The 23,638-nt window shown below is 54.3% G+C and carries 26 protein-coding genes; 12 read left to right on the plus strand and 14 right to left on the minus strand.

What is annotated here, in order from left to right; all coding sequences use genetic code 11:
* Positions 1 to 90: 90 nt before the first annotated feature.
* On the plus strand, positions 91 to 1,572 hold the full coding sequence (locus SynBIOSU31_RS03200; protein ID WP_186491994.1) for a malate:quinone oxidoreductase: 1,482 nt from the start codon (positions 91 to 93) through the stop codon (positions 1,570 to 1,572).
* On the opposite strand, the gene SynBIOSU31_RS03205 is transcribed toward SynBIOSU31_RS03200, so the two are convergent.
* Both SynBIOSU31_RS03205 and SynBIOSU31_RS03210 read right to left on the minus strand, forming a co-directional pair.
* Positions 1,561 to 2,214 carry a TVP38/TMEM64 family protein gene (locus tag SynBIOSU31_RS03205; RefSeq protein ID WP_186491996.1) on the minus strand — a complete coding sequence of 218 codons (654 nt, stop codon included), beginning with the start codon at positions 2,212 to 2,214 and terminating at the stop codon, positions 1,561 to 1,563. The genes SynBIOSU31_RS03200 and SynBIOSU31_RS03205 overlap by 12 nt on opposite strands.
* A 147-nt stretch (positions 2,215 to 2,361) precedes the next feature.
* Positions 2,362 to 2,697, minus strand: a complete 336-nt coding sequence (locus SynBIOSU31_RS03210) for a DMT family transporter (protein ID WP_186491998.1) — start codon at positions 2,695 to 2,697, stop codon at positions 2,362 to 2,364.
* A 122-nt stretch (positions 2,698 to 2,819) separates the two neighbouring features.
* Between SynBIOSU31_RS03210 and SynBIOSU31_RS03215 the strand changes: the two genes are divergently transcribed.
* Both SynBIOSU31_RS03215 and SynBIOSU31_RS03220 read left to right on the plus strand, forming a co-directional pair.
* Positions 2,820 to 5,240, plus strand: a complete 2,421-nt coding sequence (locus tag SynBIOSU31_RS03215) for a sulfatase-like hydrolase/transferase (RefSeq protein ID WP_186492000.1) — start codon at positions 2,820 to 2,822, stop codon at positions 5,238 to 5,240.
* Positions 5,237 to 5,569, plus strand: a complete 333-nt coding sequence (locus SynBIOSU31_RS03220; RefSeq protein WP_186492001.1) for a Nif11-like leader peptide family natural product precursor — start codon at positions 5,237 to 5,239, stop codon at positions 5,567 to 5,569. Before SynBIOSU31_RS03215 ends, SynBIOSU31_RS03220 begins: the two co-directional genes overlap by 4 nt.
* A 73-nt stretch (positions 5,570 to 5,642) precedes the next feature.
* Here SynBIOSU31_RS03220 and SynBIOSU31_RS03225 read toward each other — a convergent pair whose 3' ends face one another.
* The 5 genes from SynBIOSU31_RS03225 to SynBIOSU31_RS14880 form a co-directional block, all read right to left on the minus strand.
* Positions 5,643 to 7,211 carry a vWA domain-containing protein gene (locus SynBIOSU31_RS03225; protein ID WP_186492003.1) on the minus strand — a complete coding sequence of 523 codons (1,569 nt, stop codon included), beginning with the start codon at positions 7,209 to 7,211 and terminating at the stop codon, positions 5,643 to 5,645.
* A gap of 666 nt (positions 7,212 to 7,877) precedes the next feature.
* The gene (locus tag SynBIOSU31_RS03230) at positions 7,878 to 8,396 is read right to left on the minus strand and encodes a type IV pilus modification PilV family protein (protein WP_186492004.1); all 519 of its coding nucleotides are present in this window, start codon (positions 8,394 to 8,396) and stop codon (positions 7,878 to 7,880) included.
* A gap of 2 nt (positions 8,397 to 8,398) precedes the next feature.
* Entirely contained in the window at positions 8,399 to 10,108 is a 1,710-nt protein-coding gene (locus SynBIOSU31_RS03235) for a hypothetical protein (RefSeq protein WP_186492005.1), read from the minus strand.
* 14 nt (positions 10,109 to 10,122) lie between these two features.
* Positions 10,123 to 10,668: a type IV pilin protein gene (locus SynBIOSU31_RS03240; protein ID WP_186492006.1), complete on the minus strand. Its 546-nt coding sequence runs from the start codon at positions 10,666 to 10,668 to the stop codon at positions 10,123 to 10,125.
* Positions 10,669 to 10,711: 43 nt separating this feature from the next.
* Positions 10,712 to 11,221 (minus strand): type IV pilin protein, encoded by a 510-nt coding sequence (locus SynBIOSU31_RS14880; RefSeq protein ID WP_304623144.1) that lies wholly within the window; start codon positions 11,219 to 11,221, stop codon positions 10,712 to 10,714.
* Positions 11,222 to 11,773: 552 nt separating this feature from the next.
* On the opposite strand from SynBIOSU31_RS14880, the gene lepA reads away from it, so the two are divergent.
* Complete coding sequence (lepA, locus tag SynBIOSU31_RS03250) at positions 11,774 to 13,588, plus strand: translation elongation factor 4 (RefSeq protein ID WP_186492809.1); 1,815 nt, start codon at positions 11,774 to 11,776, stop codon at positions 13,586 to 13,588.
* Between the two features lie 191 nt (positions 13,589 to 13,779).
* Here lepA and SynBIOSU31_RS03255 read toward each other — a convergent pair whose 3' ends face one another.
* Together SynBIOSU31_RS03255 and SynBIOSU31_RS14885 are read right to left on the minus strand one after the other, a co-directional pair.
* On the minus strand, positions 13,780 to 14,241 hold the full coding sequence (locus SynBIOSU31_RS03255) for a hypothetical protein (RefSeq protein ID WP_186492007.1): 462 nt from the start codon (positions 14,239 to 14,241) through the stop codon (positions 13,780 to 13,782).
* Positions 14,242 to 14,310: 69 nt separating this feature from the next.
* Positions 14,311 to 14,718, minus strand: coding sequence for a type IV pilin protein (locus tag SynBIOSU31_RS14885; RefSeq protein ID WP_186492008.1), 408 nt, complete (start codon positions 14,716 to 14,718; stop codon positions 14,311 to 14,313).
* Between the two features lie 160 nt (positions 14,719 to 14,878).
* Here SynBIOSU31_RS14885 and SynBIOSU31_RS03265 point away from each other — a divergent pair, with 160 nt between their 5' ends.
* Positions 14,879 to 16,162, plus strand: a complete 1,284-nt coding sequence (locus SynBIOSU31_RS03265; RefSeq protein ID WP_255477326.1) for a sensor histidine kinase — start codon at positions 14,879 to 14,881, stop codon at positions 16,160 to 16,162.
* Here SynBIOSU31_RS03265 and SynBIOSU31_RS03270 read toward each other — a convergent pair.
* Positions 16,116 to 16,856, minus strand: coding sequence for a response regulator transcription factor (locus SynBIOSU31_RS03270; protein ID WP_186492811.1), 741 nt, complete (start codon positions 16,854 to 16,856; stop codon positions 16,116 to 16,118). The genes SynBIOSU31_RS03265 and SynBIOSU31_RS03270 overlap by 47 nt on opposite strands.
* Positions 16,857 to 17,049: 193 nt before the next feature.
* Between SynBIOSU31_RS03270 and SynBIOSU31_RS03275 the strand changes: the two genes are divergently transcribed.
* The 4 genes from SynBIOSU31_RS03275 to SynBIOSU31_RS03295 are packed head-to-tail and all read left to right on the plus strand — an operon-like array spanning position 17,050 to position 19,019.
* Positions 17,050 to 17,469, plus strand: a complete 420-nt coding sequence (locus SynBIOSU31_RS03275; RefSeq protein WP_255477327.1) for a hypothetical protein — start codon at positions 17,050 to 17,052, stop codon at positions 17,467 to 17,469.
* Positions 17,466 to 17,879 (plus strand): hypothetical protein, encoded by a 414-nt coding sequence (locus tag SynBIOSU31_RS03280; protein ID WP_186492009.1) that lies wholly within the window; start codon positions 17,466 to 17,468, stop codon positions 17,877 to 17,879. Before SynBIOSU31_RS03275 ends, SynBIOSU31_RS03280 begins: the two co-directional genes overlap by 4 nt.
* Positions 17,876 to 18,415 carry a GspH/FimT family pseudopilin gene (locus tag SynBIOSU31_RS03285; protein ID WP_186492011.1) on the plus strand — a complete coding sequence of 180 codons (540 nt, stop codon included), beginning with the start codon at positions 17,876 to 17,878 and terminating at the stop codon, positions 18,413 to 18,415. The genes SynBIOSU31_RS03280 and SynBIOSU31_RS03285 overlap by 4 nt, the downstream gene beginning before the upstream one ends.
* A 4-nt stretch (positions 18,416 to 18,419) precedes the next feature.
* Positions 18,420 to 19,019 (plus strand): prepilin-type N-terminal cleavage/methylation domain-containing protein, encoded by a 600-nt coding sequence (locus SynBIOSU31_RS03295; protein ID WP_255477328.1) that lies wholly within the window; start codon positions 18,420 to 18,422, stop codon positions 19,017 to 19,019.
* 53 nt (positions 19,020 to 19,072) lie between these two features.
* Here SynBIOSU31_RS03295 and SynBIOSU31_RS03300 read toward each other — a convergent pair whose 3' ends face one another.
* Together SynBIOSU31_RS03300 and SynBIOSU31_RS03305 are read right to left on the minus strand one after the other, a co-directional pair.
* A complete protein-coding gene (locus tag SynBIOSU31_RS03300) occupies positions 19,073 to 19,441 on the minus strand; it encodes a hypothetical protein (RefSeq protein WP_186492015.1) in 369 nt (122 codons plus the stop codon).
* Positions 19,438 to 20,850 carry a sensor histidine kinase gene (locus tag SynBIOSU31_RS03305; protein ID WP_186492016.1) on the minus strand — a complete coding sequence of 471 codons (1,413 nt, stop codon included), beginning with the start codon at positions 20,848 to 20,850 and terminating at the stop codon, positions 19,438 to 19,440. The genes SynBIOSU31_RS03300 and SynBIOSU31_RS03305 overlap by 4 nt, the downstream gene beginning before the upstream one ends.
* A gap of 119 nt (positions 20,851 to 20,969) precedes the next feature.
* On the opposite strand from SynBIOSU31_RS03305, the gene SynBIOSU31_RS03310 reads away from it, so the two are divergent.
* A complete protein-coding gene (locus SynBIOSU31_RS03310) occupies positions 20,970 to 21,788 on the plus strand; it encodes an ABC transporter permease (RefSeq protein ID WP_255477415.1) in 819 nt (272 codons plus the stop codon).
* Between the two features lie 21 nt (positions 21,789 to 21,809).
* Positions 21,810 to 22,070 carry a hypothetical protein gene (locus SynBIOSU31_RS03315; protein ID WP_186492018.1) on the plus strand — a complete coding sequence of 87 codons (261 nt, stop codon included), beginning with the start codon at positions 21,810 to 21,812 and terminating at the stop codon, positions 22,068 to 22,070.
* A 39-nt stretch (positions 22,071 to 22,109) separates the two neighbouring features.
* On the opposite strand, the gene trmH is transcribed toward SynBIOSU31_RS03315, so the two are convergent.
* Positions 22,110 to 22,799 carry a tRNA (guanosine(18)-2'-O)-methyltransferase TrmH gene (gene trmH, locus SynBIOSU31_RS03320; protein WP_186492023.1) on the minus strand — a complete coding sequence of 230 codons (690 nt, stop codon included), beginning with the start codon at positions 22,797 to 22,799 and terminating at the stop codon, positions 22,110 to 22,112.
* Between the two features lie 182 nt (positions 22,800 to 22,981).
* Here trmH and SynBIOSU31_RS03325 point away from each other — a divergent pair, with 182 nt between their 5' ends.
* Positions 22,982 to 23,305: an AIR synthase gene (locus SynBIOSU31_RS03325; RefSeq protein WP_186492024.1), complete on the plus strand. Its 324-nt coding sequence runs from the start codon at positions 22,982 to 22,984 to the stop codon at positions 23,303 to 23,305.
* A gap of 77 nt (positions 23,306 to 23,382) precedes the next feature.
* Here SynBIOSU31_RS03325 and SynBIOSU31_RS03330 read toward each other — a convergent pair whose 3' ends face one another.
* Positions 23,383 to 23,577, minus strand: coding sequence for a hypothetical protein (locus SynBIOSU31_RS03330; RefSeq protein WP_186492025.1), 195 nt, complete (start codon positions 23,575 to 23,577; stop codon positions 23,383 to 23,385).
* Between the last annotated feature and the right edge of the window lie 61 nt (positions 23,578 to 23,638).

Genomic DNA, 23,638 nt, shown 5'->3' on the forward strand with positions numbered 1-23,638 from the left:
GCCGGATGGGGGGTAAGTGCTTCTTTCCAGCGTAGGCAGGCACGTGTCCGGATTGATTCATACCCTTGAGAAGCAGGATCACCCGATGCGATGGATCGTTACGACGCCGTGCTGGTGGGTGCGGGAATGATGAGTTCAACCCTGGCTTCATTGCTGCATGCTCTTGACCCTGAGATGCGCTTGCTGATGGTTGAGCGTCTCGAGGCACCTGCTCTGGAGAGCAGTGCCGCGGTCAACAATGCCGGCACCGGCCATGCCGCGAATTGTGAGCTCAATTACACCCCTCAGCAGGCCGATGGAACAGTGTCCACCGATAAAGCCCTGGGGATCAATGCAGCGTTCGAGCGAAGTCTCGAGTTCTGGGCATCCCTCACAGAACGGGGAATTCTGAATCCAGACAGCTTCCTTCACTTGGTGCCCCATCTCAGTTTTGTCTGGGGACAGGAGGACGTGGCGTTTCTTCAACAGCGGCATCGTCAGTTGAGTGCCCTGCCGGCCTTCGCAGCCATGCACTGGAGCACAGATGCCGGGCAGATCGGCAACTGGATGCCTTTGGTGATGGAAGGGCGTCGTGCTGGTCAACCGATTGCCGCTACCCGTATCGAGCGTGGGCTCGATCTTGATTTCGGGGCCCTGACCAGGGCATTGCTGCTGCCGTTGCAGACAGCGGGTGCTCTGCAGGTGGTGTACGGCACGTCAGTGCAGGGACTCAAACGACCGCTGACGGAGTCGATGACCCGCTGTGACTGGCAGCTTGAGCTGCGCGGTCCGTCGGGCCGACGCAAGGTGCAGGCTCCATTTGTGTTTCTCGGTGCTGGTGGTGGTGCTCTTCCATTGCTGCAGAGCAGTGGTATCCCTGAGGCAGCCGACTATGCCGGCTTCCCCGTGAGCGGCCAGTGGCTGGTGTGCGGCGAGCCTGCACTGGTGGAGCGGCACCACGCCAAGGTGTATGGCAAAGCGAAGGTGGGAGCACCGCCGATGTCGGTGCCCCATCTGGATACGCGCTGGATTGACGGCAAGCGGTCGCTGTTATTTGGTCCCTACGCCGGATTCAGCAGCAAATTTCTCAAGACCGGCTCGCTGTTGGATCTGCCGCTTTCGGTGCGTCCTGCCAACCTGTTGCCGATGCTGCAGGTGGGAGTCCACAACCTGCCTCTGGTGAAGTACCTGATCAATCAACTGCGCCAGAGCGAAGCCGATCGGATGGATGCAGTGCGAGCCTTTCTGCCGGAGGCCAATGCGGAGCACTGGAGTCTGTCGGTGGCCGGTCAGCGCGTGCAGATCATCAAACGCACACCTGATGGCGGTCGCCTGCAGATGGGCACAGAAGTGGTCAGTGCAGCAGATGGATCCCTTGCCGCGCTGCTTGGTGCTTCCCCTGGGGCCAGCACGTCCGTGCAGATCATGGTGGAGGTGCTGGAGCGTTGCTTTGCCTCAAAGCTGGCCACGCAGGCCTGGCAAGAGCGACTGCAGCAGCTAATTCCCAGCTACCGGCGAGATCTCAACAGCGATGCCGAGCTATTGATGCGCACCCGAGAGCGCACTGATGCGCTGCTGGGTCTAAGCGTCTGAACCTGTTGGCTTGCGCATGCGTTTCTGGATCACTCCCGCCACAATCGCCAAGGCGAACATGCCGAAAACAGCTCCGATCAGCAAGAGTTTGCCGCCGCTGAAAATCCCAGCGCCCAGGGCCACGATCGGTGCACTGCTGAGCAACACACTCACCAGCAACGGCAGCGCGAACGCCCGCCAGGGGATGCCTCCGAGGCCAGCGGCATAGCTCACGAAATCAAACAGGCCCGTCATCAGCAGCCCGGTGAGCAGAAACGGATTGCCCTCCAGTTGATTTTTACTGAAGCGTTCAATGGTGGTCATCGCTCCTTCTCCCACCAGTTTCTGGATTGGGCCGCGCCCATAGTTGCTGGCCAGCAGGAAGGCGGCCTGGCAGAAGATCAGATCGCACACCACGATTGTGATGAAGCCAGTCTGGAAGCCCAGCAGCGCTCCGGCCAGGAGTGAGTAAGCCGTGCTGGGTAGTGCTGGCAGGATGATGCTCACGCCGCGCAGGAACAGGATCCCTAAGGGGGCCCAGAACCCCAAGCGCTCCACCTGCGCTCGGATCGGCTCAAGACCGTGCACGTTGATGAGGTGAAACAGCACGGCGAGTCCGGCAATCACAGCTGCAATCAGCAGGAATCGGCGAAAGCGCGGCACAGGTGGGGAGGTTCAGCGTGCTGATGACCTTCCCATATCAATGTCATCTCACGCGACTACTGGTATCACTTGATATGAGCGCTTCCTGTTGATCCGCGGTCCTGATGCAGCCGCTACCGCTGCAGCGTTGATTGAGTTTTGGCCCAACTATGGGTGCCCGGTGGTGCTGCTGAGATTCACTGTGATGACGCCGGCTGTAATGAGGGCCATACCAATAAGTTGCCCATGGGTTGGCACTTGGTGGTATAGCAGCAGGCCGATTAGCACGATCGCCACGATGCCGATGCCACTCCAGAGGGCATAGGTGAGGCCCATCGGGAGCACCTGCACCACCCGTGACATCAACGTCATCGAAATCGCATAAGCAGACAGCACAATCAACGTGGGGCCAGGTCTGCTGAACCCTTGCGAGAGCTTGAGGCACGAAGTGCCGATCACTTCTGCACCAATCGCCAGCAACAGTAAAAACCAGGGCGAATTCATCCGTTGACAAACCAGAGGGTTAATCCATTCAACAAAACGTTGGTTTGTTCAGGCTTGGATTGACAGTATTCAACTCATGTCTACGGTTTGGTAGTCGATTTGGCATTGTTGCCTCTGCTGTGATGTGGTCATCTCTCAGTCGTGATGAACGCCGAGTTGCTCGCTTGATCGGTTTTGAAGAAGAGTCGTTCGGTACTGATCAGCTTCAGGAAGTGCAGGACCTCCTGAGTCGTGCCGAAGATCTTGGCATTTGGCGGCTTGATCAACGGTCTGAACTGAAACGGGTCCGCTCGCTTCTGAATGAACAGGCCTCACCAGATGATCTGCTGGGTCTAAAGCCCAACAACAGTGAACGGCGAGTCGCCGAGTTGGCCGGGTTCAATCTCGATCAGCTCAGTGATCAGGAGTTGATGCAGACCAGGGATTACCTGAGCGTTGCTGAGCAGATCGGATTGGAGGGAATTCAGAACTCAGATCAACTTGATCAGGTTCGTAGAAGCATTACTGATTCCGAATCCTCCACGGAACGTCCACCGAATCTGGTTCTGTTCATCCGAGATCAAGTCAAACCTGAAGATCTGTGGTTGCCCCGCGATTGGGCCCGCGACAATCTGCCCACGCGTCAGTGGCTGCTTGATAACGGCCTTTCATTCGAGAATTCCTTCACGAACACGGCGATGTGCTCGTCTGCACGTGCCACGTTTTTTACCGGTAAATTTCCAGCTCAACATGAGCTCGACCTGCTTCTCAGCGATATTGAGAATCCAATTCTCGACTCTCAGGTTCAGCTCAATCCAGATCTGCCCACTCTCGGCAATGTTTTGCTGGATCAGGGGTATGACGTGTCGTATTTCGGCAAGACCCACCTGAGCAAAACCATCACCCTCAAAGACGGCGAGGTGGTTTATCAAGACATGCTGCCCTACGAGCTTAGCGACTGGCAGGGACCGGATGCCGGTCAGGACATGGATCCCGCCAATGCGGGCGGTGGTTATGCCGATAACGACTCCCGTTTTGTCGCCGAGGCCACTGACTGGCTCAATCGACGTGTCAACTCAGGGAATGATCGACCGTTCGCCATGGTTGTGTCGTTGGTCAATCCCCATGATGTGTTGTCGTATCCAGAGACCTGGCATAAGGGCGATCCCGAGACGATGTTCGGCTACAGCCCGGACATGCTCGAAGGCAGCATCGACATCTTGCCTAAGACGGTGAATGAACCGATTGCATCACCCACGGCGGTACAGAAAGGGTTTGATATTGCTGGCAATTACAAACCCCAGATTCAGCGCGAGTGGCTTGTAGGGCAGGCCAGCACGCAACCGCTGCCGACCGATGAGATGAAGCTCGATTACCTCAACTTCTACGGCAATCTCATGGAGATCGCCGATACCCAGATGGGCCAAGTGATCTTGGCGTTGCGTCGTCATGGGATGGTCGACGACACTATGTTTGTGAGCACCAGTGATCACGGAGAAATGGGCCTGACCCATGGCGGCATGGTTCAGAAGATGTTCAACGCTTACGAAGAGTCGATCCGGGTGCCGATGATCTGGTCGAATCCCCAATATTTCAAGGGTGGTCAGACATCTGATGCCCTGGTCTCACTTGTGGACTTCCTACCCACAGTGGCTGGGCTCTATGGCTCCAGTCAACAGCAACTGAAGGAGTATGACCTGCGCGGCGTTGATTATTCCCCGATCATTCGCAGAGCTGCGGCCAATTCGCCACTTTCAGTGGATGATCTGGATGTGCAGTCGTCGTTGCTTTACACCTATGACGACATCTATGCAGGGCAAGATCCTGCTAATTCAATCCCAGAGGGCGCATGGGATCACGGAATACTCCCAGGCCCTAATCGTCTGCAATCTGTACGTACCAAGGATTACAAATACGTTCGCTACTTCTCAGGTGATGAGCCGTATGACCCGGCGAATTGGCAGGGCGAGTTTTATGACCTCCGACCAGGCGGTGGCGACTATTACCCCAACATTGATCCAATCACCGGCCAGTTGAACCCATTCAAGGCGGCTCCTCTGGAACTGCGCAATCTGGATCCCAAGGCTGAGGCTCTGAGAGTGATCCATGGAAACGAGCCCTTGGCCAGCGATGGGCAACGGCTGGCCTACGCGCAGATGTCGCAGCTGCTGGATGACCAGATCAACAGTCGACTCACGCCTCTGTTGCCCTTTCCGTCGCGCCAACCCACGCCGACCATCTATCGAGGCGGTTCCGCTGGAGATTCATCCGCTTATGACTACGGCGATCCGATTGTCAGGCTGATGCCGACGGCGAATGGCACCAATGCCCTTGAGGTGGCCTTCAACACCCGGGCTGGCCAGAGCTACAACATCGTGACGCTTCAGAGCCAGATGGAAGATGGACAGCTGGTCTTCAGCAGGGATGACGTTCTGGCATCGAACATCATCGGCACCAACGGACCCACTTATCACTACATCACTGGCCTCTCGAGTGGCCTGGAGCTCTCGGACTTGGCGGTGGAATGGATTGGTGGATTTGTGCCTCTTGGTTTATGGGGATGAACGGAGCAGAGCAGCTCACAGCCTTTCTGACCAGAGTGCGCTCGGATGCCGAGCTGCAACAGAAACTGGCGGCATTTCATGTGGAGCTTTGGGGAGACGCCCATCTTCCACTGGATATTGATCTTGATGCCGTGATCGCTTTGGCCTCAGAGATCGGCTTTCACTTTGATCGTGCTGATGTGGTGACCAGTCAGTGCAGGCACCTAGAGCGTTTTGCTTCCTTTGAGATGGATAACGCCGTCGTGGCCAGGCGCTACTTGGCCAGGATCCAGTTGCAGGTTGATCGGGGTGGAGAACCAGAAGCACCAATGAATTACTACCGGGCTTAGATTCTCCTGCTTCTCAAGTCGCTGAAAACTTGTGGTAATGAAGTGTTTGCTTTGAGGATTCCGCAGATAGTTTTTATTTTGTCGATGAGCTCAATACATACTTTTTGTCGATATATAGGTAATCTCCTGTTGTTTTGCCTGCAAGGGATTGCATCCAATTGGATTGTAAACCCAATGCAACGGTGTTGACTTTCAGTGAGATCTCCCTGTTGTTATTGAGACCTGCATAATGACCTGAGGTTGACGAATGATCAGCTGTAGTCCACCGACCGCGATTTCGATCATAGTTTGGTTCGCCGTCGGAAAGGAAGTAAAGCGTGTCGGTGTTGTTGTCGGCGAAGGCTTCATTCAGGCCCTCCCAAGGATCTGTTCCGCCCCAGCGGTAGGCGTAACCGTCATCCAAGGTGTTCACAAATGCAATCGCTGAATCACGTGCATTGTTTTGTCCGATTTTGACCAGTGATTTGGCCGAGTTCTGCCAAATTCGGTGATTTTGATAGCCAGGTGAGCTGAAAGAGCGAAGGCTAATTTGTGTGTCGTTGGGAAGCTCTTGGAGAAGCGAAATTAATTCATGCTGGAGTGACTCCATTCGTGTGAGTGCGCAACTTCTTTGGGTTGAGAAGTAATAACGACCACTCCAGAAGATCTTTCTGTTCCCAATTCCACTACCCCACAAGATGCATGCACTCATCGAGCCAGAGCCATCGACCAGAAAACGCATGCGCTTGCTGCTGACATTCCGGAAGAAGAGACCATCAAGCACTTCGCCGTCATCCGGACCCTTCTCAATGCGTTTGTCGGCGCGGGAGTAGGCAATAAAATAAAACGGATGTGTCGTGATCTCTTTGTTGACGTCTTCAATTTTTAGGTAGCTCGTTTGAATATTGTCTTTTTCTGTGGTTGGGTCGATGAAGCGAATGAGTTTTCTGTTTTCATCCGTCATTAGACGAATCGCCGGCTCACGTGAGGATCGCTCAGGGGTTTTGTCGTCGTTAAAGACGAATTGCATCTTGCTGGCTAGCTCACTTAAGGGTGTTGTCTCCTTGCTCGGATCAATGATGCACTCGGGCTGATCTGAGGCGCATCGAATGACACCAATATCATCAATCACCATTGCGAGGGATTGTTGTTCTCTTTCGTTGTATCGGCCATCGAGTTGCATTGAGGATCCACAGCGCTGTAATGAATAACCCCTGCCAACGCTGCTTAGTGATAAGCCGTAGTACACAGGATTATTAAGTTCAGCCATTTTGACGCCGAATACAGGATTAAACACCTGTCCAGATTCTTGCGCCAATGATTGACATTGGCTTAGAGAAACTTTGTAGTCTGCGTGAGTGATATCAGTATGCGCTAGTTGATCTGCAGGCTTTTGTTGGGTTTTGATTAGTAGGTGCAAACTTCGCTCAATTTCTGAACGCATCATGCGTTTACCGCTGATGGTGTTTTGTTGTAGGCCTGCCTTGAGATCCATCTTGTTGATCAGGCTTCCAGTGGTTCGTAGAGCCAGTGCTGATGCTCCAATGAGTACGACTCCTGCAGACGCAGCAATCAATGTTTCCGGTAGACCAAAGCCGCGTTGAGCATGGGAGGCCATATGTTGTTTGATCCTGTTCATGAACTTCATGGTTAGAGGAGTCATCGATGAAAAAAGCGGTTGATTGGAGATGGACAGGTAGTGAATAAGCTTCTTGTTGTTTTCATCGGCGTCGACATCGCGTCTTTTCCCATGTTCCACTATGCAGGTGACCTGAAGTTGATAACTTGATGCAGCGAACTGGTAGAGGCCGTTGTGGATCTTGATTCCAGCTGGTAGAGCGAACTAGCAGAACTAATGCATTCCCATCAGTGCTCGTTCCTGGTGGAGAGAGAGAGTATGCCTTTTGCGAAACCTTGATTTCTACATTTTTTGAAATCCTTGTCTGTTCCATGTTGATCAATCGATACGGTGGATCCCACTCGCATTGAGTTGTGTCGCAGCATTGCAGCCGGTTAGCCCGATCTTCCTTTGATAGGTGACCTAATTCGATAACATTCTCAACTGCACCAAATCCCCCAGTATTATTGTTAACGCCAACATAAGAATCAGCAAAATTTATTTCACAGCTTGTCCCCTCTGCTGACTGGCGAGCTCGCAAGTTGAATAATCCTGATTCGATTTTTTGTGTGTATTGATCCAAGTGGTTTAGTGCAAGTTGACGCTGATATTGAGGGATTGCCCAAGATGCACTAATTATCACGATCACCGTCGTGATCAATACTTCGACAAGGCTGAACCCTGATGAGGCTGAGGATTTATTGTTTGTCATTATTCTAAAATGCATCGGGTCTGGAAATTGGGATTGAGTTCGATAGTTCTTCGTTCGTTCTTAATTGAATGCTCTGGGGCTAGAAATTGATAAGTGATAACAGTAATGCCCGGATGTTGTCCTGCCGAGATTGATCTTTCGATCAGGTTGTTATGACTCACCCCGGATAAGGCCGGTGCAGGAACAGCAATTGCCCCACCTTTTTGTGATAATTGCTTTTTAAGGTATGCAGCTGGATTGAGACAGGCCGATCTTTGGTCTTTTTTCGGCATTGATTCCAGGGTTAGCATTGAATCAGCCTGTTGAATTAATTGAATATTGTTGTGTATTGCAGCTTCGATTCTGTCTCGTTCGATTCGATGCCTGCCACTTGTGATCGATTGGATTGAAATCCTCGCAGTTCCAACCATCACAATCAGCATAATCACCCCAGCGAGGAGTACCTCTACCATCGTAATGCCCTTGCTGCCATTGCTAAGTAGGTGACGTAATTGCTGCTTGGATAAATTATTGCTCATGATCAGAATCGTTGGAATTGATCGAGACCTGTTCCTCTGATCCCGCGGGTGATTCGGCGCCCATACCCCGAGAAGCCTTTGTTTCCCCACTCCCAGAGAGTAGATGCCTGCTTCATCAGGGATGAGGATCCGTTGGTTTGTGCACTCAGGCTCAGGCGATGACCATTGGAGCAATAGCTATGGCTCCAGATCACGCCCTGAAGCTGTGTTGCTTCTTGCAATGACACGGTTCCTTGACGCATCAGAATCCATGCTGCTGGGAGACTTCGACCGGCCAGATTGATTCTGTGGTTTTGTCCTGAACACTGATCAGGCTTTTGAGTTGCATCCGTCATGATCACCAGTCGTTCAGGGCGCTGATTACAGCTATTAGAGTTGGTATTAACTCCGCAGATCAGTGCCTGACGTCCCAGAGTGATCGATGCTGGTTCGCTGTTTGTACCAGTGTGTCTTTGCTTAGGTCCCAGCAGGTGAATCACAACGGGTCTGTTGCTATTTTCGATCAGAAGTTGTGAACGACTGAGGTTGATGCGATCAACGTAGATATGACAATCGCCACTCTTCCCTGCGCAGATATCTTTTTCTTTTAATCGAATGGTTGCTGTTGTCTGCCATCGACCGTTGATTCGACGCCACAATCTTCTGCTGTCAAGATTCGCGGGTGTGCTGTAAGCCCCCGACTGATTGCTGCGCTGGCAAAGCACACGCCACCAGCAGTTGCCTGAAGGGTTGTACTGATCATCATCAATTCTCCAGACTCGAACCATTGAAGGCTGTCCCGGGTAGGTATCCCTGGATCCTGTTGATTTGAAGATGCCGGAAGCGGGTTGTTTTTGATTGATAACGGGCCAAATACGAGATTGTAAGTTCGTTGTGTAGTTATCGTTGCCTTTGATCTGTTTTAAAATCCCTGATTGATTGCACAGGCTTGTGATTGCTTTGGCATTGTTATCCGATGTGTGCCAAAGAATTTGCCCAGGGCTATTCAGCTGAACTGGTCCAAGTTCAATGTGATGTGCAGCTAAAATTGCCCAATCATTGGACCTGTTCACATCAACCCAGGATTGAATATAGAGGGATCTTTCAAGGCGACTGCGTGCGAGATAAGAATCAGGTGCTGCATCCTTGCGACGAACAATGCCTTCGATGATGAATTTCGCTTCACCGTTATCTGTGCTCCCTGATGTTCCCGGACTGCTATAACCCCTCAGCCGATAAAACGTCTCTATTTTAGAGACCCCATCCTCACGCAGGCTTGGATCGCCCGCACCTTCAAGTGCAACATTCTGCGTTGGCCAGAATCCACCTGATTGATTCTGGCGATGCTTGGGCAGACCGATGGATGTATCGAGGCAGACTTCTGAAAATTGAGGTGGTTGGCTGCTTTTCAAGCGTTCCCAGTGGAACCCGTTATTGGCTTCATTTAGGTTTTCACGGTTGTCGAGAGTGAAGAGGAATCCTCTGTTTTGATTGGGGTTGGGATTGTTCAGTTCACCAAGAATACGGTTTAATCCATTGTTTGCTGCTGATTCAGCCATCTGTTGATAGCTTTCTTTTGCGCTTAGCCGCCGTGACATCAACTGCCTTGCTAGCAGACTACTAACACCAGCCGTAATCACCACCCCAAGCATTAATGTTGAGATTAAGGCCAGCCCGTCTTCGTGGCCTTGCCTTGTGATGATTGATCGATTATGGCTTTTTTTTCTTCTCATGGGCAATGATCTTGTCATTGACCATTCCCCACGCATTGTAAATCGTTGATTGAAGCAGCCTCCCCGTGAGTTCCTTTCCTTAAATCACTGGACCCGTTGCGTAGATCAATGCAGGCCACAACGTTGTAAGTGCCAGCATCTGGATTTTTCGAACGTGCTTGTAAGGTGAAAATCTGATCCTTTTCTGTGATGTTCGCCTCATAGCAATTCATCTCATCTTGATTGCTATTTGATTTGCTTTTTGCTGCCTTCTTGCAGGCTGCGCTCGCGAGCGAAATCCATTCGAAATTTTCTTCAACGGCCGGCCCGCTGGGCGTCATCAGCGGGGTGATCTTGTTGAGATCAGCCCAACTTTTTGGCAGCAAGCCCATCTCGTCGACAAACGCCGCGATTGTGACCTGTAGTTGCGATAAGTGCGTTGCTGTTTCGTTTTGCCTGGTTTTCTGTACTTGGTTGAAGTATTGGGGCCAAGCGACGGCTCCTAGGATGCCAACAATTGCAACAGTCACGATTAGTTCAGTCAATGAAAAACCTTTTTCGTTTTCACTGGCGAGTGACATTTTTATGTGTGTTGCGTGAGAATTTTTGGAAATTCTTGCTGGCTTAAATGCCTGCAACAACTGGCTTTGAGAACGTTCCGTCGGTAAGGTTTGCAGTGACAGTGACAGTCACTCCTTTTGTATTGTCGTTCGTATTTTTACCAGTTGCGGTTACGACAAACGCATCTTTGGTCCCTGAGCAGCCATAGGTAAAATTAGTATTGTCCTGCTTGATTGTTCCTCCATAGGCGGAGCAATTTGTGTGAGTTTCTCCGCTTGCAACCCCACCGTTCTCCAAGTAGTACGCACTGGCTTGCTTTGCAATTGCTGAGGCCTGTTGCGTCCCCTCCGTCGCTGCTGCTTTTTTGGTCTGCCCCAAAAATTGAGGAAGTGCCACGGCGCTCAGGATTCCAACAATCGCCACCACAACAAGGAGTTCAACCAGCGTGAAGCCTCCGCTCAAGGCTGTTTGGGCCCTGCTTGAGCGTGTAGCCAGTGAGCGAAGAAGCTGCGTTTTGATCGTTGTCATGAGTTCAGGGATGAGAATGTCCTGATGGTCAGCGGATGCTGCCAAGGTTCTTGACATTCGCCCAGTGCTTTGGCCAGGCGATCATCAAGATTTTTAGTCCTGAATCACAAATTAGTTGCTGTCGATCATTTGGCTGACAATTTAATGAGATCTTCGTGAGAGCTTCATAACCAAATGTGACTGGGCCTGTTCTTTCCAGGAAGCCTTGAGACTTGGCTGTTTGGCAAAGGCCATGGCTTGACACTCTTGCCGGGCTCTTTGGTTACATGATTTCTTCAATCCTTCAAATGAAGGATTTTGAGCTTGTCCGTTCGCTTCGCTGCGATATCGGTTTGAAGCAGAGAGCCGTGCTGGTTGACCATCGGATGCCCTGAGTGGTGGCTTCACAAACACTCGCCCTTCGATCACCGTTGGATTGATAGGCCAGTTAGGCCATCCATCAATGCATCTATGAGTGCTCGAAGCTGCTTTTGCCGCCTAGAGCGATGAGCTGGCGCCAGGCTCGAAAGCGCCATTCATTGGCCCTTGGGACTCATGGCTGCTCCCTAGGATTAAGTCAAAGCCTTGATCAGCCCCAGACGGGACACCGCCAACCGCATGACCGACGCCCCCGTCTCACGGATCCGTAATTTCTGCATCATTGCCCACATCGACCATGGCAAGTCGACGCTGGCCGACCGTTTGTTGCAAGACACGGGCACGGTGGCTAACCGGGATATGCAGGAGCAGTTCCTGGACAATATGGATCTTGAGCGTGAGCGCGGTATCACGATCAAGCTGCAGGCGGCGCGGATGAATTACACCGCCGCTGATGGTGAGACCTACACCCTCAACCTGATCGATACCCCAGGCCACGTGGACTTTTCCTACGAGGTGAGCCGCAGCCTGCAGGCCTGTGAGGGAGCGCTGCTGGTGGTGGATGCCAGCCAGGGCGTGGAAGCCCAGACGCTGGCCAACGTGTACCTGGCCCTGGAGAACGATCTAGAAATCATTCCAGTGCTGAACAAGATTGATCTGCCGGGGGCGGATCCTGATCGCATCAAGGAAGAAATCGAAGCGATTATTGGGCTCGATTGCAGCAACGCGATTCCTTGTTCAGCCAAGACAGGACTTGGTGTGCCTGAGATTCTTCAGGAGGTGGTGGACAAGGTGCCTGCGCCTGCCAATGCGGTGGATGAACCCACCAGGGCTTTGATTTTTGATTCCTATTACGACCCCTACCGGGGAGTGATTGTGTATTTCCGGGTGATGAGCGGCCGGATCAATTGCAAAGACAAGGTCCTGCTGATGGAAAGCAAGAAGGTCTACGAGCTCGATGAAGTGGGTGTGATGGCGCCCGACCAGCGCAAGGTGGATGAGCTGCATGCCGGTGAGGTTGGGTATCTGGCTGCGTCGATCAAGGCCGTGGCTGATGCGCGGGTGGGTGACACCATCACCTTGCTCAATGCACCTGCTGAAGAGGCGTTGCCCGGTTACACCGAAGCCAAGCCGATGGTGTTCTGTGGTTTGTTTCCCACGGAGGCGGATCAGTACCCCGACCTGCGTGAAGCACTCCACAAGTTGCAGCTCTCTGACGCTGCGCTGAAGTTTGAACCTGAAACCAGCAGCGCCATGGGTTTCGGCTTCCGCTGCGGCTTCCTCGGTTTGCTGCACATGGAAATTGTGCAGGAGCGGCTGGAGCGCGAATACGACCTTGATCTGATTGTCACCGCACCGTCGGTGATTTACCAGGTGAACATGATTGATGGCAGCGAGGAGATGGTGGACAACCCCGCCACACTTCCGGATCCGCAGAAACGTGAATCGATCGAAGAGCCTTACGTGCGCATGGAGATCTATGCGCCTAATGAGTACAACGGTGCGCTGATGGGCCTTTGCCAGGAGCGTCGCGGTGAGTACATCGATATGAAGTACATCACCACTGACCGGGTGACGTTGATCTATGAACTACCGCTGGCTGAAGTGGTGACTGACTTCTTCGATCAGATGAAGACCCGCACCCAGGGCTATGCCTCGATGGAATACCACCTGATCGGTTATCGCAAAAATGAACTGGTGCGCCTTGATGTGTTGATTAACGGCGAACGGGCTGACCCGCTCACCACGATCGTGCACCGTGATAAGGCCTACAACGTGGGCAAGGGTCTGGTGGAAAAGCTCAAGGAGCTGATTCCTCGCCAGCAATTCAAGATTCCGCTGCAGGCTTCCATCGGTAGTCGCATCATTGCCTCCACAAGTATCAGTGCCATGCGTAAAGACGTGTTGGCCAAGTGTTATGGCGGTGATATCTCGCGGAAGAAGAAACTGTTGAAGAAACAGGCCAAAGGTAAGAAACGCATGAAGGCGATGGGCAAGGTCGATGTGCCGCAGGAAGCCTTTATGGCGGTGTTGAAGTTGAATGAATCGAAGTGATTGTGACTGGCTGTTTGTGTATTTTGTTTTTATCGGGTTTTTGTAATTGCTGAATAGTGTTGTTGTATTAGTCTCAACTACTGTAGATATTCATTTGCAATCTTTTCAAGGTTTCTTTTCTCTTTTTTTGAAAATTTGGACGTTTTGGTGGCTCGAAGGCTTGCATTAAAAACTGCCGCAGGGGCGTGTCTCTAGTAATTTGGGTGACTGCCCCAGCCATTATGGTTGTTGGCGTCATAAAGCCAGCTGCTTGGATCAGACGCTAAGTATTTTTCTTTAGACCAAAGATCTTGAGGCTTGCAAGCAGAGGTTCTGGTGTTAGTGCCATAAACCCCCCATCTATCATTTTGAGGACATTGATGTCCTGAATATTTTGTGGGAGGTTCAAAAAGAAAGCTGCGACCACCGCTGCCACCATCGTTAATTTCAGGGGCAATCCGAAAGCTGCGCGAAGCCATGGATTGAAATCTTCCGTCCCCTGCATTACAGTTAATCTTGTAGACACTGTCTATTGGATCTGTGACTGAGCAGCCTGAAGGGATATCAGGCAGAGACTGTTCGGCTTCCGCTTTTCCTGCAAAAGTAACAGCAAGTGCTTCGGCTTGAGTAAACATCTGAGCGCGCTTTTGTGCTTCCAGTGGAGCAAGGGACATTTGAACTATCGAGGGGGCCGCAGCCCCCGCAATGGTTAATCCAACGATTGCTGAGATTATGTTCATGGGTCAAGGTTTGGTAACGTTTTCGGCAACTTGGCTCACTCCGTCTATTAGTGTTACCTTCCAGTCTTGTTCGCCACCTGTGAAGGCGAAAGCTGCAGACAATCCACAAGTGATATCTTTAGCGTCTGTTATCTTTACGTCGCCTGTGTAATCGGCTGTTGCAACATCTCCGTCCGTAGAATCAGTGCCAATTAAAGCAATAGAGCAAGTCTTAGCGGTATTGATTGCTGTAGTGCGTGCGGCGGATGACTTGGCTGTGCTTTGAGCTTTTGTTAATTGAGGCAGGGCTACTGCAGATAATGTTCCAACAATGGCAACGCCAATCATTAGTTCGATCATTGTGAAGCCGTTTGGCTTTTTGTTCTTCGACTTGATGTTTTCCCGGCTGAGAAGTTGTTTGAAGGAGTTCATGGTTATCGAATTTTGAAGGTTTTGTCGGCACCTGTGGTGCTCACTCATTCACCATCTCCTGTTTTCATGGCCGCTGGAGGAAAGAACGGCTAAAGCTCTCTAAGAACGTTCTTAGGGTCTTTCTCAGACGGTGAAACACCAGCGACTGCTTTCCTTGCAGATGTGGGTGCAGTCCACATCAGTGTTCAGTGTGATCGCCGGTTACATCGTGTTGTTGATGCTCTATGGCGCTCTGGCCGATCAGCAACGCAAGCAGGGCCACCAGCAGCTTGTTGCTGCATTGACGCAAAGCATTGAGACAGCAGGCTCACAGCCCTCTTCACTGCCGTTGCCTGGCATGGGCGTGCAGGCCTCATTGTTGCCCTCAAGTCCGAACCTGTTGCCTCAATTACAAGCAGGCACATCAGATCAGCACTGGCTGGTGAGCCGAACACGCTTAACGCTGCCGTCCGGAGAACTCCGAAACCTTCAGGTCCGCCAGAACGTGTCGGCATCGATCAAGCAGCAGCGTTTCAATCAACTTTTGCTCGTGGGCGCTGCAGGTGTCTCGATTCTGTTCACATCACTGTTGCTGAGGCTGGTGTTGCGCCGTGGGCTGCTGCAGCCTCTGCAAGATCTCGATCAGCATTTGCAGTCTCTTGAAGCCGGCAATCTGGGCGCAATTCTTGTTGATCCTGAACTGCAGCCCAGGGAATTGCGTTCGATTGCAGAGTCTTTCAACAGCCTTCAACTGCGTTTGGCAGAGGCCTGGCAGCGGGAGCGCGCCTTTGCGAACTCCGTTTCCCATGAATTGCGGACACCGATCACCGTGATCGTTGGGCATGCCCAGCGACTGCGGCGGCAGAACCTTCCTCCAGCGGCTGAGCGCTCAGCAGCCTCCATCCGCTTAGAGGCCAAGCGGATGGATCAGCTGCTCAGGGTGCTTCGTGATCTGGCTCGCAGTGATTCAGCGCGGCTGCAGCTTCAGCTGATGCCTGTGGATCCCGATCAGCAGCTGCTGTTGGCCTATGAACGGGTGCTGCCGATGGCAATAGATCGACTGATCATTCCTCAACCCTCAGGCAAACCCCATCCGATGCTGTGTGGCGATCGTGTGCGTCTGCAGGAGTGCCTGGATGTGCTGCTGGAGAACGCCTTGATCTACAGCAAGGGGGCTGTGCAGATGACATCCGAGCGGGTCGGCGATCAGATGGTGTTGCACGTGATCGATCAGGGGCCAGGTATCGCCATTGATGAACGTGAGCTTGTTGTGCAACGTTTCAAGCGGGGCTCCACATCCGCTGGCACCCGAGGATCCGGGATCGGCCTTGCACTTGCCGATCAGCTGATGCGTGCGATGCAGGGAGCTCTGGTGATTGCTGATGCAGATGGGGGCGGTGCCGATCTGCAGCTTCGTTTCAAGCTTTGGTCAGATCAGGATCAGCAGCCGGACAGCGAGCGATGAACCCCACTCCGCGCACGGTCTGCAACAAAGCAGGTTGATCGGGCCTCTCGATCTTGCGCCGCAAGTAGCCCACATAGACATCCAGGGTGTTTGGGTCACCCACGAAAGGTGCTCCCCAAACGGATTCCAGGATTTGCTGGCGAACTTGGACTACCTCCTTGTTCTTCACCAGGTAGGCGAGCAGATCGAATTCCCGCCGCGAGAGAGACAACGCATGATCTCCTCGTTTGACCTGTCGTTCGATCAGGTCAATGTGCAGATCTCCAAGGCTGAGGCTGTCTTTGCTGCGTTCGGAGCTGGCGTATTGGCCTCGGCGTAAGCCCGCACGCACGCGAGCGTGTAATTCTTTCAGCTCGAAGGGTTTGGTGAGGTAATCGTCCACACCGAGATCCAGCGCATGGACCCGATCGTCCACGTCATCATTGGCGGTGAGCATCAGCACTGGTGTGGTGTCGTTGCTGCTGCGCAGACGCCGGCAGATCTCAGTTCCATCAAAATCAGGCAGGTTCCAATCGAGTACGACCAGATCAAATCGTTCCTGCCTCAGCATCAGCAGGGCATCACTGCCGCAAGCAGCACTGCTGCATTTCAACCCCTGCTGACTGAGCTCATCCCTTAGCAGCAAGAGCAGTTCGGGATCGTCATCAACGACCAGCAATCTGCTGTTGTTGGCTTCCACCGCGGAACTGCACATCCCAGCTACACCCTTACCAAGTGTCTGCATCATTTCTGGATCATCCGGAATCCACATCACCCATTCGGGGGAATGCTTTGCGCAGTGGTGAAGCTTTGCTGTGTGGTTACCGAAATTTCGCCAGTCGCTTGTTGCCAAAACGAAGCCGCGAGCGACAGGTTTTGTTCTTCCCTGCGCACTGTCCGCTTCCGCCGTGTTGCTGCTGGGTAGCGCCTCGATTCATACGCTCAGCTTGAAAGGGCGTCTGCGCTTGCAGGCTGCCATGGAGCGAGACCAAGCAGCAGATCAGTTGCGCTCAGCGGCCCAGGCGTTCACGACCATGGCTAGTGGTGCGCAGGCCTGTCTGCTGCTTTGGCCGTCTGTTGATTGGACCTTCCGCAAGAAAAGCTGCTTCGGCGCTGAGCCCAAATCACTGTGGGAAGGCAGCGTGGCTGATCAGCAATGGCAGCTGCTGTCATGGCAACCCAGTCCTGGATCGGGTGATTTGCGCTTGGCATTGGCGGATGGTCGCCGTGCCCATTTCAGGTTGAAGCTTGCCCCGAATGGGTCTCAGGTCCTGGGCATCAGTGCTGTGCAGTTGATCGGGCGTGATGGATCGGAGTCCTCGTCATGAGCCTGCCGGAGCTGCTGATTGCATCGCTTTTGCTGGCTTCCAGCAGTGGTGCTGCCCTTGGGGTGTGGAGCCAGGCGATGGCGACCTGGCAGCAGAGCAGCGAGCTGCAGAAGCAAGCCGATCAGCTGGAACTGTTGCAGCTCGCCAGCCATCGCTGGCTCACTCTTCGTGGCTCTGAGCACGATCTGGTGATCTCTGGTTCTGATCGATGCGTTCTGGATGTTGAGGCTGTTGATGTTGCCTCGGATCGGGATTTACCAATGCCTCCGGGCATGACGCGGCAATGGGTTGTGGATCCTGAGCGACTGGGCATCTGGCAGGAGCTGTCTGCGCTGAACGTCAACGGTGAGGTGCTCTTGCAGCGTCGACAGTTGGTCAGTCCAGCGGCCTACGGGCTTTGCGAGTCATGAGACGTGCGAGCGCAGGGTTCAGCCTCGTGGAGCTGACGGTCACTGTCGCTGTGATGGGGATCATCGCCTCAATGGCTTCGCCCAATACAGCTGCTGATCGTGATCGGTTGCAGCTGGATGCAGCAGCCCGGCGCTTGCAGCTCGGCCTGGAACGAGCCCGCTTGATCGCGAGACGTGCGCAGCAGGCCTGCGGGTTGAGCCTGGGCAGTGATGCTTGGGTGGAGCCTGAGCAGCGTGCATTGCCGGGTGAGTTGGCTCCCTGCTCAGGGATTGACTTGGCATTGCAAGAGGACTCTGAGCAAGGGCCGATTCAGGTGCACACCAACCTGCCGGATGTGATCCGCGTGTCGGCCAATGGCTTGCTGTTGGATGGAGGCACCACCGTGCTCAGCCATGCCCGGCTCGATCGAAGTCGCTGTTTTGTTGTGAGTTTGCCGTTGGGTGTGAGCAGGGTTGGTGTTTATCCGGCAGGCCCTCCTGAGCTGGGTGAAGCACCTCGCAGCACTCTCTGCCGACCCATGGCTCAGGAGGATTGAGGTGATGCGAAGACGGTGCAAAGCCGAAGGCTCGCGCGGATTCACGCTGTTGGAGCTATCGCTGGCTCTCAGTTTGGGCACCCTGTTGTTTGCACTGATGCTGCGGTTGATCGGCGCTGATCTGCAGTTGGGCAGGGCGATGGCCGTGCGCCTGAGTGAAACGTCTCGCCAGCGTCGCAGTCTGGAGCTGATTCGCGAAGAACTGGCATTGGCCCATGGCTGGCAAGTGAATCCACCGGTCTCCACGCGTTGGCCTTGCCGAATGAGTGGTCGTCGTCCGGTGCTGGCTATTGCCACTGTGGCTGACGATGAACTGGCGCGTGGTGAGGGTGCGATCGTCTACTCGGTTGGTTCTGTACCTGATGTGATCTGGCGCGGTCAGGTCTTGATGCGTTGTGGCCCGGCCTACAGCCTGGATGGCGTTCCTAACCTGCGGGGTGCTTTCCAGAACCGAGTCCTGCTGGATGCTCTTCCCAGCGACATCGGATCAGGATTCACGGCACAGCCCCACCCGCAATGGCCTGTGCTTGAGCTGGAGATCCAACAGCAGTTGCCGTCTGGTTCCGGTGAACAGCAATTACTGCGCAGTCGGTTGGCGGCCTGAGGCATGGATCAGTGCTGATTCTGAATAGATGACTTTGCTGAAGACTCTGATCCTTAGAAGGTGCGTGTCTCCTGCTCCGGAAGCGCATCCTCCGCTTCATTGAGCAGGTAGTAGGCCAGCACCGCCATGCAGGCGATGGCTAGGAAGAGGTGATCCACCCAGCCGTACTCCACGCCCATTCCCATGGCAGTGATCTTGCTGTTCACCACCACCAGCACTACGGCAAAGCTCGCCAGCAGCAGGGCGGGTAGCCGTTGAATTTGCCGGCGTTGACGCCACATGCTGAACAGAGGAGGCACCAACACCACTGTCGACACCCCGTGCAGAAGTCGCATGCTCAGATCGCTATGCAGATGTGGAGTGATTGACGCCCAGAGGTTGGCCGGCACCAGCAGCGAGATCAGGATCAGGTAGGGAATCAAGGGGCTCGCCTCAATTGAATGGCAAAGCAACTGCCCATGCCGGGTTCGCTTCTCAACTTGATGCTGCCACCCATCGCCTCCAGCAACAGTTTCACAACGGATAATCCAACGCCACTGCCGCTTTGCCCTGTGGTGTTGGCACCGCGGTGGAAGCGATCGAAGACGTAGGCCTGGTCTTGAAAGGGAATGCCGATGCCTCGATCTTCCACCTCAAGCACCAAGCTGTTGATGTCCGATCGCAGGCGCAGCTGGATGGGCTGCTCAGGCGGTGAGTACTTGTGAGCGTTTTCGATCAGGTTGAGCAACACCTGCCGCAGCCTGGCGGCATCGCCGAGGGCTGTAGTGGAGCTGCCTTCTGCAGGTAGCTCCAGGGTGAGTTGACGATCCAGGGCCGCTCCCTGGGCACGAACCACTTCATCCAACAGAGGATGCAGATCTACCGGTTCCTGTTTGACCTGCAATCGCCCGGAATCGCTGCGGGAGAGGTCGAGCAGGTCATTGAGCAGCTGCTGCATGCCGATGGTTTCCTCTTCGGCGTCATGAAGACGCTGAATTAGTTGTGCATTCAGCTCTGGTGCTTTGCGGATCACGCGTTTGAGAGATCCCGAGACCAGGGTCAGCGGCGCTTGTAATTCATGACTCACCGCGCTCACGAACTGACGTTGTTGGCTCCAGGATTGAGCTAGTCGCTCGGTGAGGGCGTTGTAGGTGCGGGTCAGCTGGCTGAGTTCTTCTGGACCCCTCGGCACCGGTAAAGCAGCGGTCTGCAGGCCTTCAGCAGTGAGCTCGGCGCTGCGGCTGCTCAGCTCTTGCAACGGTCTGGTGATCCGCTTCACCAACAGGCTGACCAGTAGTAATGAGGCGCTGAGGGAGCTGCCCCAGATCAGGATCATCCAAGCTAGAAATTCGCTTTGGGCCGAGCCCAGGCCGGAGATCTCTGTGCTGCTCCAGAGAAGATCACCAGACTGCAGACGGCGGTCTAACAGGGTGAGGTACTCGCGCTCTTGCAGAACGATCAGATTGGATTGGCCTTGCTTCCGTAGGGGGTTTGCCGCAACGGCGGCCTGCAGCAGAGCTACTGGGATGGGGTGATGGCCCCTTCGCGGTGTGATCACCTGGCCGTTGGGCTGTTCCAGCCACAGATTGGTGCGCACGCTGGAGTGATCCTGCAGGTCTTGCACGATCAACGCTGTGCCCTGATCGCCTTGGCTCTCCAGACGAACAGCGAGTGATGCCGATGCGGCAAGCAACTCATCTTCACCCACACGTAGCCGGCTGCGTTCGCTCAGTAACAGCCCCGTACTGGTGGCACCGGTGAAGCCCAGCAGCACTGCGGCGTAGGTGGCAAGTTGCAGCTGGCCGAGCATGGTGCCCGTCAGGCGAGAGCGCCAGTGGCCGGAACGGTTCATGCTCCAATCCTGCTCTCGGTTGGATAGTCGGGCAAGAATGCGCTTGATCAACACTGCGCTCCTCTGTGGGTTTTGCCGCCTCGCCCCTGGGCATTGCCCGCCCCAGTCTTTCGGCTCGCATGGCCCGCTGGGGTCTGGTGATCGTGGCGATCTATGGCCTGGTGGCCCTGGTCACACCCGTGTTACTGGCCGCTGGACTGCTGCCGGATCCCAATGCAGGGCTGGAGAATCCCATCTATGCGCCTCCCTCAATGGCGCATTGGTGCGGCACCGACCGTCTCGGCCGTGATGTTTGCGTGCGCACGCTGCAAGGCAGCGGGGTAGCTCTTCAGGTTGTGCTCTTAGCTGTGACCTTCGCGCTGGTGATTGGTGTTCCCCTGGGCATGGTGAGTGGCTATCTGGGGGGAGGCGTGGATCGCGTGTTGGTGCTGCTGATGGACACGCTGTACACCTTGCCGGTGTTGTTGCTGTCGGTGGTGCTGGCTTTTCTGTTGGGGAGGGGGGTTCCCAATGCGGCCGCGGCATTGTGCGTGGTTTATATCCCTCAGTACTTCAGAGTGGTGCGCAATCAGACAGCCCAAGTAAAAGCAGAGCTGTTCGTGGAGGCAGCGCGCACGCTGGGTGCCGGACCGGTCTGGATCCTGCGCCGTTACCTACTGCGCAACGTGATCACCTCTGTGCCGGTGCTGCTCACCCTCAATGCTGCCGATGCGGTACTGGTGCTGGGTGGCCTCGGATTCCTTGGCCTAGGACTGCCGGAAACAGTGCCGGAATGGGGGAGTGATCTCAATCTTGCGCTTGCTGCCGTGCCGACCGGTGTGTGGTGGACCGCCCTCTATCCAGGCCTAGCGATGTTCGTGCTGGTGCTCGGGTTGTCGTTCCTGGGTGAGGGTCTCGAAGCCTGGGTCAGCAGCACGGGGCGTGACGCTGCAAAATAACTCAACAGGATTGATCAGATCATGCCGTTCTGGGCCACGCTCGCTCTGCTGACCCTGATGGTGACGTTGTGGATTTCTGGCCGCAGCAACCCAGATGATGTGATCGGTCTGCTTGAGCAAATGTTGGCCATTGCTCTGGGGCTGGTGGTCCTATTTATCAGCCGCAGCCTGCCTCTGGAATTGCTCACTCTCGCGTTCGCCTTGCGACTGCCTGCAGCGCGCCGAAACCATCCGGTGATGGAACGCAGGCAAGGCAGTAAGGATGTGTTGATGCCGTTTTGAATTAGTCCTCAGAACAGTCCTCAGAACTGTGGTTTTCACTCAGCAGTGCAGCTTGGCTGTGCGAGGCAGCTGCTCGAGAATCTCACCGTCTTCGCTGAGGGCCGGATAGCTGCGGCCCTGCTCGCGGCACCAGCCCGCCACCTCGGGGTAGCACCACTCAAACAGCAGGTCGGTATAACGCTCTACTGGAATCCCCTCACCCTCAAGTGGTGCCAGCCCAACCGCCTGACGCTGTCTGAGGGCTTCAAACAGCAGTGTGGCCGTGGCCACTGACACATTCAGCGACTGCACCATGCCACGCATGGGGATGAAGATTGCCTGATCCATCAACGCGGTGGCTTCCTCGGTCAGCCCCCATTTCTCTGCACCCAGAACGAAGGCGCTGGGGCCGGTGAAGTCGCATTCGCGGTAGTCGCGCGCGTTCACGCCCAGGTTGGTGCCATACAGCCGGAAACCTTGAGTCTTGAGCTGGCGCACAGCGCTGCTGATGTCGGCATGGTCATGCAACGGCACCCACCGCTGACTTCCTTGGGCGGTGCTGTTGAAGGTGCGGGGCCTGCCGCTGAAGCTCACGGCATGGGCTTCGAGAACCCCTACGGCATCACAACTGCGCAGGATGGCCGAGAGGTTGTGGGGTTTTTCCACATGCTCCACCAGAACGGTGAGATCCGACATCCTGCTGTCCAGGACTTGCTTCAGACGCTGAAATCGGCGGGGAAGAATCGGCATCGCTGAGATCTCTGCAGGCGCGAAAACTGGCCGGCAGCCATGGGGGCAGTGCTCAGATTTGCATGCAAGCGGCTTTTGCCATTCCGCTGACACGTCATTGCATTTGCTACACAAGTCCACGTCATGGCCACCATCTGAAGGAGGCTTCAGCTGGTAACTCTGATCAGAACGAGGGATCTTGGATGGGCACGATCTTGACGTCAAACGCGGCTATGGAGCTGATGCGTCAATCCGCCGTCGCCGGCATACCAGGTGAAATGCATGCCGAAGTGGTGGCGGGAGGCTGTTCTGATTGCGCGATTGTGTTCAAGGCAGGTCGTCATTCAGGTGAGCCAATCTCTAGAGAGTCTGGCGTGACGCTCTATTCAAAAGCCGAACAGGTCCGTCTGTTTTCGGGGATGGTTATCGATTATCAAGAATCACTATCCGGCGGAGGTTTTTTTCTGTCGGGTAAGACGATTGATGTGTCGTCGTGTGGAAATTGCTTCTCTTTTAAGGCTGATTGAGATTTTTGCAAGTGGTTGAACTCTTCTTGATTGGAGTTCAACTTTGAAAGACCGAGTTAATCGGACTGCATTGCGTTTTACCCACAGCATCCGCTTTGCTGAAGGGGCGTGATGGTGACATCGCTAACAACTTTTGGATCCATTAAGACACGTACTTTGATGCCGCCATCTGGATCATCGGCAAGTTCGATGCCGAGGCCAAGCAGCTCCTTGCCAGCTTCGTTTTTGTAGTTGATCAACTCGACTCGTTGGATATTGCCTTGCTCAGACATTGTTGAGGCCTGTGTTGTTATCCACTATTATGCCTGTCTGATGTTGAAAGAATCTTGATTG

It is taken from the genome of Synechococcus sp. BIOS-U3-1 (assembly GCF_014279975.1).
GTDB lineage: Bacteria > Cyanobacteriota > Cyanobacteriia > PCC-6307 > Cyanobiaceae > Synechococcus_C.